Source organism: Candidatus Nitrosopumilus sp. bin_6a (genome assembly GCF_054095695.1).
Map to the genome: position 1 here is coordinate 269,803 of NZ_JBSWSR010000005.1, position 9,452 is coordinate 279,254.

14 protein-coding genes are annotated in these 9,452 nt (G+C 34.8%); 6 read left to right on the top strand and 8 right to left on the bottom strand.

Annotation, left to right across the window (positions count from 1 at the left end; translation table 11 throughout):
* Nucleotides 1-27: 27 nt before the first annotated feature.
* From ACW9XA_RS07390 to fbp, 4 genes are all read right to left on the bottom strand, one after another.
* The gene (locus ACW9XA_RS07390; protein WP_300325135.1) at nucleotides 28-681 is read right to left on the bottom strand and encodes a DUF47 domain-containing protein; all 654 of its coding nucleotides are present in this window, start codon (nucleotides 679-681) and stop codon (nucleotides 28-30) included.
* Between the two features lie 66 nt (nucleotides 682-747).
* The gene (locus ACW9XA_RS07395; protein WP_457763711.1) at nucleotides 748-2,514 is read right to left on the bottom strand and encodes an ATP-dependent DNA ligase; all 1,767 of its coding nucleotides are present in this window, start codon (nucleotides 2,512-2,514) and stop codon (nucleotides 748-750) included.
* A 36-nt stretch (nucleotides 2,515-2,550) separates the two neighbouring features.
* Nucleotides 2,551-2,961 carry a hypothetical protein gene (locus ACW9XA_RS07400; protein WP_457763712.1) on the bottom strand — a complete coding sequence of 137 codons (411 nt, stop codon included), beginning with the start codon at nucleotides 2,959-2,961 and terminating at the stop codon, nucleotides 2,551-2,553.
* Nucleotides 2,962-3,027: 66 nt separating this feature from the next.
* A complete protein-coding gene (gene fbp / locus ACW9XA_RS07405) occupies nucleotides 3,028-4,161 on the bottom strand; it encodes a fructose-1,6-bisphosphate aldolase/phosphatase (protein WP_457763713.1) in 1,134 nt (377 codons plus the stop codon).
* Nucleotides 4,162-4,291: 130 nt separating this feature from the next.
* On the opposite strand from fbp, the gene tuf reads away from it, so the two are divergent.
* From tuf to ACW9XA_RS07420, 3 genes are read left to right on the top strand one after another with little or no spacing between them, the layout of a single operon-like run.
* Nucleotides 4,292-5,590 carry a translation elongation factor EF-1 subunit alpha gene (gene tuf, locus ACW9XA_RS07410; RefSeq protein ID WP_457763714.1) on the top strand — a complete coding sequence of 433 codons (1,299 nt, stop codon included), beginning with the start codon at nucleotides 4,292-4,294 and terminating at the stop codon, nucleotides 5,588-5,590.
* A gap of 10 nt (nucleotides 5,591-5,600) precedes the next feature.
* The gene (gene rpsJ, locus ACW9XA_RS07415; RefSeq protein WP_008299200.1) at nucleotides 5,601-5,909 is read left to right on the top strand and encodes a 30S ribosomal protein S10; all 309 of its coding nucleotides are present in this window, start codon (nucleotides 5,601-5,603) and stop codon (nucleotides 5,907-5,909) included.
* 29 nt (nucleotides 5,910-5,938) lie between these two features.
* Nucleotides 5,939-6,142: an RNA polymerase Rbp10 gene (locus tag ACW9XA_RS07420; protein ID WP_457763715.1), complete on the top strand. Its 204-nt coding sequence runs from the start codon at nucleotides 5,939-5,941 to the stop codon at nucleotides 6,140-6,142.
* Here ACW9XA_RS07420 and ACW9XA_RS07425 read toward each other — a convergent pair whose 3' ends face one another.
* The 3 genes from ACW9XA_RS07425 to ACW9XA_RS07435 form a co-directional block, all read right to left on the bottom strand.
* Nucleotides 6,143-6,367 carry a C2H2-type zinc finger protein gene (locus ACW9XA_RS07425; RefSeq protein ID WP_457763716.1) on the bottom strand — a complete coding sequence of 75 codons (225 nt, stop codon included), beginning with the start codon at nucleotides 6,365-6,367 and terminating at the stop codon, nucleotides 6,143-6,145. It lies immediately after the preceding gene.
* Entirely contained in the window at nucleotides 6,342-6,752 is a 411-nt protein-coding gene (locus ACW9XA_RS07430; protein ID WP_457763717.1) for a hypothetical protein, read from the bottom strand. The genes ACW9XA_RS07425 and ACW9XA_RS07430 overlap by 26 nt, the downstream gene beginning before the upstream one ends.
* Before the next feature lie 67 nt (nucleotides 6,753-6,819).
* Nucleotides 6,820-6,942 (bottom strand): hypothetical protein, encoded by a 123-nt coding sequence (locus ACW9XA_RS07435; protein WP_257719708.1) that lies wholly within the window; start codon nucleotides 6,940-6,942, stop codon nucleotides 6,820-6,822.
* A 75-nt stretch (nucleotides 6,943-7,017) separates the two neighbouring features.
* Between ACW9XA_RS07435 and ACW9XA_RS07440 the strand changes: the two genes are divergently transcribed.
* On the top strand, nucleotides 7,018-7,527 hold the full coding sequence (locus ACW9XA_RS07440; RefSeq protein ID WP_457763718.1) for a TIGR00725 family protein: 510 nt from the start codon (nucleotides 7,018-7,020) through the stop codon (nucleotides 7,525-7,527).
* Here ACW9XA_RS07440 and ACW9XA_RS07445 read toward each other — a convergent pair.
* Complete coding sequence (locus ACW9XA_RS07445) at nucleotides 7,517-8,656, bottom strand: 3-hydroxyacyl-CoA dehydrogenase NAD-binding domain-containing protein (RefSeq protein ID WP_457763719.1); 1,140 nt, start codon at nucleotides 8,654-8,656, stop codon at nucleotides 7,517-7,519. The two genes, ACW9XA_RS07440 and ACW9XA_RS07445, sit on opposite strands and share 11 nt — an antisense overlap.
* 324 nt (nucleotides 8,657-8,980) lie before the next feature.
* Here ACW9XA_RS07445 and ACW9XA_RS07450 point away from each other — a divergent pair, with 324 nt between their 5' ends.
* On the top strand, nucleotides 8,981-9,148 hold the full coding sequence (locus tag ACW9XA_RS07450; RefSeq protein WP_300326907.1) for a hypothetical protein: 168 nt from the start codon (nucleotides 8,981-8,983) through the stop codon (nucleotides 9,146-9,148).
* Nucleotides 9,149-9,427 carry a hypothetical protein gene (locus ACW9XA_RS07455; RefSeq protein ID WP_457763720.1) on the top strand — a complete coding sequence of 93 codons (279 nt, stop codon included), beginning with the start codon at nucleotides 9,149-9,151 and terminating at the stop codon, nucleotides 9,425-9,427. It abuts the gene before it with no gap.
* Nucleotides 9,428-9,452: the final 25 nt, after the last annotated feature.

Here is a 9,452-nt window from a genome sequence, read left to right on the forward strand (position 1 = left end):
AAAGTGAAAGTGTGAGAATTTGGTTGATTATAGGCTTAATGCTAATAGAATAAAAGAATCTGACACTCTTTGACATTTGTCTGACATTTCTTCAATTCCTTCTATTACATCTTTGATCAATAACAGTTCTTTTGTGTTTGTTACTTCATTGAGAAGTTTAATTGTGGCTGCTCTGTATTTGATATCTATTTCTCTTTCAATTGTTTGAGTTTCTTGAGCTAACTCGATTGCATTTGCAGTGTTTGTATTAAGACTACGAATGATTTCATTTAGTTTGTAAACTTCGTCTACAACCAACTCAATCAATTTTGTAATGTCTTGGTCCAGCTTTGCACTTTTCAGGGTAGTGATTTTCACATTTGATAGTTTGAATGAAATGCCTGTGATGTAACCTGCAATTTCATCCATTGTATATGCCGTATTTAGAAGATTTTCTCTGTTCATGATCAATCCTCCAACATCTGCAACTTCACGTGTGATTTTTCTTCTCAAGTTCTCTACTTCTTCTTCAATTGTTGAAATTTGTTCTAGTGTGTTTTTGATTCCAGATTTGTCTTTTTTCATCATCAATTCAGGAAGTGTTGCAAGCTCTCTGGATGCATTTAGAATTCTGTTGATTTCGTCTTGTAAAACTGCTATAGCCTTTCTTTTTGCTTGAACTTCAAGCTCTCCGCTATACATAACATAAGTGAAAATACTTTGAGGTAATTTAAATCCTCTATGGTTTTTGATATTTTTTGAGCACGATTACATCAAACTTTTATCATGCGCTACTTTTTTCTGCCCTTTGTATAATGTGATGACTTCTTCATTAGTCGATGCATCTTCAACTGCTTTTTCAACTCTGATCTTTCCTGTAAATTTTGGAAATCTCAAAGCTAGCCCTGAGCCTTTTCGAATTGTATTGAATGCCGCTTTATGAATTGGACTGAGTGTAATTTCTGATGCAACGATCTCTATAACCAACTCTGGTTCAAACCATACGTCTGCTTCCATATCACTAATGATGCGCGGATTTTTTTTAATTGAAACATTTGGATGTAATATTTGATATAGTTGATCTAAAGATTCGTCTGAAAATCCAGTTCCAACTTTACAAATGCTTGGAAATGCATCTTCGTCTTCATCATAAGTTGCTAAAAGCAACGTTCCATAATTTCCTGTTCTTCTGCCCTTGCCAAAGAATCCTCCTATCACTACAAGATCTAAACTGTCTCCTAATTCGTTTCTGTATTCTCGTTTTAGTTTTAACCAGTGACTTCCTCTAGAGCCTGCTTGATATGGTTTGTCTAGCATCTTTAACATCAACCCTTCACTACCTGCGTTGATGCTGTTTTCCATAAAGTCTTCTATCTCATTCTGGTTTTTCACTATCTTCATTGGGATATATTTTGCAAATTCGTCTTCTTTAACATGTTTTTCAAGCTTTTCTCTTCTTTCTTTGTAACTTAATTCTACACAACTTTTCCCATTACAATATAAAATATCAAAAAAGTTTACTGTGATAGGATACTCTGTTACAGCTTTTTCTATTTTGTATTTTCTTCGTCTGTGCATTAGTTCTTGGAATGGTAGAAATTCTCCTGTATTCTCATTGATTGCTACTGCTTCTGCTTCCAAAATTATATTGTCAGCTTGAATATTCTTGGGAATTTTTTCTATTATGTCTGGATAATAACTTTCAATTCTTTCTAGACTTCTAGAAAATAATTCTACTTTATCTCCTTCAATATGTAGTTGAACTCTTTCCCCATCTAGCTTGTATTCTGCTGCAAATTCATCACCCATTTTTTCAATTGCTTCTTCTTCACTTCTAACTCTGTCAGCTAGCATTGGTCTAATGGGGTTGAATAAAATAATTTCAAATTTTTCGATTCCTTCTAATCCTTTCGTTGCAATTGTTTCTGCAACTTTACCTAAATCACTTGAAACATTGTATGCATGTTGTAGTTTTTTCCTGTTCTCTTTATTGCCTGAAAACGCTACTGCTAATGCATCCATCACTGTATTTTCTGCAATTCCTAGTCTAAGTGTCCCCAGCAAAATTTTCAAAATGAAACTTGCTTCTAGAGGTGTTGCATCATTTAACAAACTAGAAATGTATTTCATTTTCATGTCTTGAGACCTAGAGCCGCCTAACTTTGCAATTTTGAATAGTGTTTCGTAGACTCTTTCAACTGTAATGTCTTCTACAAGAAATGTAGTTTGAGTTTTTTGTTCTAAAATTATTGAAGATGCATGCCCCAAGTCTCCTCCCTTTCTATACTCGTCTTCAATTTTTTTTATTGGAATGCCTGATGATTTTGAAATGGCTCTTATTGCAAGTTTTTCTGCAACCCCTAACTCTATTCCTTCAAAGTCTGGCCTTAACTTCCCCTGAATCAGATATACTATTTTTGAAATTGTTTCGTGAGGTGTTTTTTTAAATAATTCTACTAGGATTTGTGTTAATTCCAATCTTTTTGCAGTAGATTCCATCTTGTTAAACGATTCAGCTAGAATTGCAAACTCCACTTCATTTCTCTATGTAATCTTGAATAAAAGTCTGAATTAGATGTATCTGAAGATTGTTGGTTTGTCTGACTTTGGAAGATCTGAAACTAGTGCAAAGTTGTAAAGTGGGTATGATTCTTTGTATTGCTTCATAAAACTCCATGCTACATCATGTGTTGTAAATTCTGTTCTGATGCCTTCTATCATACTCTTTTTTCCAAATACATCAAATGGGATTACAGAATATTTCTTTGGACGATTATGTGGTTTTGCTTTTAGGAGCCACGCTAGTGCAAAAATAAACACTGCTCCTAAAATTACATATTCTCCAGCAATTTTAAAAAATGCTAAAATAATCCCTGGGATTGTCTGTCCAAATAATACTGCCACAAAACTTGAAAAAGATATGACTGCTAGTGCTGTAAAAATATACGTTTTCCAATCAAAAATCTTCTGAAAAGCATTCATGACTATGTCTTTACTATGTGGTTTTTCGATTTAACTATTTCTTATGATTAGCAATATTTGAAATTACTAGTCTGGATCTTCATAGTTTTCTTTCTTTTCACCACTGGATGTTTCTTCCATTGGTTTCATTTTACTTTCAAGAACATCCATTCTTGCCCTATACCCTTCAGCATATTCTAATTCTGATGGTACTAGAGTTGCTGGATGAATGAATCCCTGACTTCGAATTGCCATAGCTTTCTTTGTTGCATTTTCTCTAATGTAATCCCAGTCTGGTGTTGAGAATCCGTCAAATGGACCTGTAAGTTTTCCGTTATGCATGCTGAAAACCAAAGCTTCTACAATTGGAATACAAAAGTTGATTGTTGCTGCTGAATTTAGTTTTACAGGCATTAGTGGCATGTTGTGACTGCCTCTTGTATTGCCTGCAACATAGTGTGGATTGTTAAATACACTTCCTACTTCTTCTGTTGCTGGGAAATTCTTTTGAGTTCTAACTATGCATATTGGATCATCTTTTCCAACATATGTTCCTGCAATGTTGTGTAGTCTGTCAGTTGATGCATCAAGTATTGGTTCACCATCTTTTGTGTAAACTGAATCTACGACATATCTTCCTGGATACATTAATGCAGCTTCAATTGTTGGCTTGTCCTCCCATAGATGTAACTCTGCAATCTGAGCTTTCTCAACATCCATGATGTTCATTACTACTCCTTTTGCTAGACTTTTGTTTACGATAAGTCCTGTGTTGCTTAATGCATCTACAAACATTCTGTAAATTGGATAGTTGAATGCACCTGGTTCTGTTTTATCTGCTGCAAATACAGTAAACGCTTCATTTGGTCTTTCTTCAAATTCCATTTCTGCAACACCTGGACCCATTCCTTTTACATTTCCTGAAAAAGAATCTTTTAGCAAGTCTTGTCCTGCACCGTAGAGTCCTTCTTCTTTTGCAACTTGAGTTCCTGCCATGAATGCATCCCATGCTAATTTGTGAATTTGCTGATTATCTACTCCATGTGTATGTGTCATTACGATATGGGTATCGTCACCACAATATCCGATGTAATAATCAATAAGTAAATCTGATGACTTTTTGACGGTATTTCTAATTGCTTCTATTAGACCATCACTTGGTTTTGTATGTCCGCCAACTCCGCCGACATCTGCTTTGATAACTGAAACTGTAATTTTCATAAATCTAATTTTTACCCCTTTGATTTATGTGCTTTTAGCAAAGTTTTATGATCTGTAATTAATTGAAAATTTTCTAACTTTTCTTAAAAAATTCATAACAGTAATAAATGCCCTCGATTAGGCATTTCATATGGCAGATAAACCACACTTGAACCTGATTGTTACAGGACATATTGATAATGGAAAATCAACTACTATGGGTCATTTTTTGATGGATCTTGGAGTTGTAGATGAAAGAACAATTGCAGCTCACGGAGCAGAATCCGAAAAGACCGGAAAAGGTGATACTTTCAAGTACGCTTGGGTTATGGATAACATTAAAGACGAAAGAGAGAGAGGTATTACAATCGATCTAGCTTTCCAAAAGTTTGAGTCACCAAAGTACTTCTTTACTTTGATTGACGCTCCTGGTCACAGGGACTTTATTAAAAACATGATTACTGGTGCTTCTGAAGCAGATGCAGCCATTCTAGTACTTTCAGCAAAAGAAGGTGAAACTGATACTGCTATTGCAGCAGGTGGACAAGCAAGAGAACACGCATTCTTGCTCAAAACACTCGGTGTAAGCCAACTAATTGTTGCAATCAACAAAATGGATGCAGTCGAATACAAAGAAGATGCATACAATGCAGCCAAAGAGAAAGGTGAAAAACTAGTCAAATCCGTTGGTTACAAATTAGAAAATGTACCATTCATTCCAGTTTCTGGATGGAAAGGTGATAACTTGGTTAAAAAGACTGAGAATATGCCTTGGTACAAAGGTAAAACTTTGTTAGAAGCATTTGATGACTTTACTGTTACTGAAAAGCCAACAGGTAAACCATTACGTGTTCCAATTCAAGACGTTTACTCCATCACTGGTGTAGGTACTGTACCTGTAGGTAGAGTAGAAACAGGTGTCATGAAAGCAGGACAAAAAATCATTGTGATGCCTTCAGGTGCACTAGGTGAAATCAAATCAATTGAAACTCACCACACTGAAATGCCATCTGCAGAAGCAGGTGACAACATTGGTTTCAACCTTAGAGGTATTGAAAAGAAAGATATCAAGAGAGGAGATGTTCTTGGTACTCCTGATGCCCCACCAAACGTTGCAAAAGAATTCAAAGCCCAAATTATTGTAATTCACCACCCAACAGCAATTGCTCCTGGATATACACCAGTAATGCATGCACACACTACACAAGTTGCAGCAACTGTTACTGAGTTCCTCCAAAAGATCAACCCTGCATCTGGTGCAGTTGAAGAAGAAAATCCAAAATTCCTTAAAGTTGGAGATTCTGCAATTGTCAAAATCAGACCGGTGAGACCAACATGTATCGAAACTTTCCAAGAATTCCCTGAAATGGGTAGATTCGCCCTTAGAGATATGGGTGCAACTATCGCAGCAGGTATTGTAAAGGAAATTACCGAAGAGTACAAACCATAGGCGTATTTTTATGACACAAACCGCCCGTGTTAAACTCACCTCTACGAGTCTACCTAAGTTGGATGGCGTATGTGGCGAAATCATGGGTATTGGTAAAAAAACTGGTGTCAAAGTCAAAGGTCCAACACCACTTCCTGTAAAGAGACTACATGTTGCAACTAGAAAATCTCCATGTGGTAGTGGAACTGAAACTTATGAGAAATGGGAAATGAAGATGCATAGAAGAATTATCAACATAAATGCTGATGATAAGGCAATTAGACAATTAATGCGACTAAAAATTCCTGATGACGTTTACATTGAATTATCTTTAACATAATTTGGTAGCCTTAAATTATAGAAATTTTGATGATAAACATGGTTGACGAAGAATTAAGCGAAGTGGAAGAAACTCCTGTTGAAACTTTTGAAGTAAATTATGCTTGTTTGAGATGTGGAACTGTTGTTTCAAACACTGAGTTGTCACGATTACCTGAAATCAAATGTATTTGTGGATTCAGAGTATTTACTAAAGTAAGACCACCAGTAGTCAAAACAGTAAAAGCAATCTAGTTATCTGTCTTTTTTGTAACTATGTTCTCTTTGTAAATGAGTTCTCATATCTTCCATATTTGAAAAATATTTGTTACATTCTTTGCAATCGTATTGTAAATCTTTACCGTGGATTATCTGTTTATGATTCATTCTCTCTTCTTCTTTTGAAAATTTTTTTTCACACAAATCACATTTGATTTTCTTAAAGAATCCCAATTCATCCAAACTCTGCTTTTTTTTCATCCCAGCATTTTCTACATAGCTGACCTTCAATTTTCCAGCTTCCCTTTGGATTGTATCTGATTAAGCCCATTTTACCTTGGCATAATGAACAAAAGTTTTTCTTCTTACCGTGATCTTCTTCTTTGCCATCAAAACATTTTTTGCATAACAACCCTTCCATATCCCATTGCCATCTAGGCTCCCACAAATCAGTGATTTTTTGAGTTGTTCCACAGATAACACATGGTTGTCTTACTTTTCCTTCATAGTATTCTTTTGATTTGTCAAAATGACAATCTCCACAAAGTGGACCTTTGAGGTTCCATTCTCTTTTTGGTTTGTGTTTGTGGGTCAGTTCTTTGTTACATACACTACAAAATGATGGTTTTTTGCTAAATAATCCCATTTTCTTTGATCATTATTATATGATATAATCTATAAATGTAAATAAAATAAAAATAACAAAAAAGCGTTTATTGGCTTAGAATTTTCTCAAGAGCTTGACTTGCATTTAACATGCCGTTTCTCTTTGCAAACTCTTCGATCATTTTGTACTGTTTCTCAGTGAAACATACTGGCATTGAACGTCTTTCCATACATTATGTTTACATTTTTTACTAATATCCTTTTCTCTTGGAAAGATATTTCAAACCACTTTCATAACTTTGATCATGGCAAAGAAAAGACAGATCTTGGTGATTGGTCATAATACTAATGGGTGTACTCCAGAACACGAAAAAGTAGCATATGATGTTGGAATGGAGATTGCAAAATCTGATTCTGTCTTAATCACAGGAGGTTTGGGGGGAGTAATGACTGCAGCTGCTCATGGTGCAAAAGATGCTGGTGGCCTGACTGTGGGTATAATTCCTCAAGCAGATGCTTCTGAGGCCAACGAATATTGTGATATTGTAATTCCTACTGGCATGGGTCTGACTCGTGATTTTTTGAATGCTCTAACTGCTGATGGTGTCATAATTGTAGGCGGTGGTTCTGGAACTCTGTCTGAAACATGTGCTGCATATATGAACAAAAAACCTATGGTTGCAATTAGAAATCTAAATGGGCCTGTAGCACAATACATTGATGGATATATTGATCACAGAAAAAATGTAAAAATTTTGGGTGTGGATAATGCACAAGAAGCTGTAAAGACGATTTTAGAATTAATTACTGCATAGATACCAAAAGCGGATCTGGTCTGTAAAATTCCCCGTGTTTATCAGCTAGTTTGTTTAATTCTTCTACGATCTTTTTAATGCCTATCTCTTTTGCTGTTTCAAATAATGGTTTTTTGAGGCCTAATCCCAACTGTGCTGCTTTTTCAATTTCTTCAATATCACTTGCACCGTTTGAAACAAGCCATGCTGCATTGTTTAGAATATTTGCAACAATCTGAATTGGATCACATTTTTTTGCTAATTCTTCTGACAGTGCAACTCTTTCATATTTGTCATCAGAATATTTGTAATACCCTTCTCCTGACTTTTGACCCAGTTTTTTCTCATCAAACATTTTTTCGACAAGTGGGTGTGGATTGATTACTTTTTTGTCACGCAAATGCATTTCAACTGTTGCTTTGTGAATTACATCCATTCCAGTAAAATCTGCTAATTCAAAAATTCCCATTGGAAAACCTAGTTTGAATTTTACTGCTGAATCAATTTCTTCTAATGATAATCCTGTTCTGTCTTTCACATAACATGCTTCATGAACCATTGGAATGAATAATCTGTTGATGATAAATCCTGGTACATCTTTTCTACATAGTACTGCTTGCTTGTTAACTGATTTTACATATTCTTGTGTTAAATCTGTAATCTCTTGTGCAGTTTTTTCACCTGGAATCACTTCTACTAGTTTCATTAATTGTGGAGGATTGAAAAAATGAATTCCTATGAATTTTTCAGGACGAGATGTTGTATTTGCAATTTCTGTGATTGGCAGTGTGCTTGTATTGGATGCAAATATCACATCGGGCCCTGCTGCCTTGTCTAGTTCTGCATATACTGATTTTTTTAACTCCATAATTTCTGGTACTACTTCAATTACCAACTCTGCATCTTTTACTGCTTCATTCAAGTCTACTATTGGTTTAATTCTTCCAAAAATATCGTCTCCTTCTTCTTTGGAAATTTTTTCTTTGGCAACTAGTTTATCTAAACTCCATTTTATTTTCTCCATTGCTTTATCTAGAAATTCTTGTTTAATGTCTCGTAGAACTACATTATACCCTGCAGTTGCTGAGACTTGAGCAATACCATGCCCCATTACACCTGATCCTAAAACTGTGATATTTTTTACTGTCACAATAAAGCAAAAATCGTGTATCCTTTATAATGTATTTCATGATTGTTGATCATATTTTATTATTCTAGAAAATGATTCCAAAAATTCCAATATGATATGCTTTTTAACTTCTATGTTATGGGTAGATCTGATTCTATGGTTGTTTCAAAAGAAAAAGATGGGTATCATGATTAAACAAATTTCTGGCGTGTAATCTCATCCATATTCATTATTTTTCCCAAAAAAGTATCTGAATACCTAGGGTTTGAATAATACAAAAAAACTATGAATATTTTAAATGGTGTTTCAGATACTTTTTAATGTATTTCAAAATTTTATAAAATTATGGGCTTGTTTAAACGTAAAAAGGATGATGAACATAAAACAAAATGTGATGTATGTGGAACAGAATTACATGATCCTGAACGATTAAAAAAACATATGAAAAAAGCACATGGAAACGTACCTGCCAAAAAGATGGATCCTAATGCAGGCGATGGCGGTACTTGGTAATTGGAACTCAGTTCAGGTCAAAAGACTAGTCTTGTGTTTGTAGGTGCTTTCCTTACTGCTGGAATTGTATTGTCTACTCTGGTTTTCCCTTTTTGGAATTTAATTCGTGAAGATGTCTATGAGGAAGTGATCATATTGACAAATGACGATGGAGTTTGTTATGTGGAAACTAAAGATGCTATTCCAAAAATAATTGAAAATTGCACGTTGAAATCAGGAGATGTGACTACGATCAAATTTGGAAAAGATTTGGCCTGGGCAACTATTGTTGAACCTTAATCGATGATTTAATATTTTAAAACAT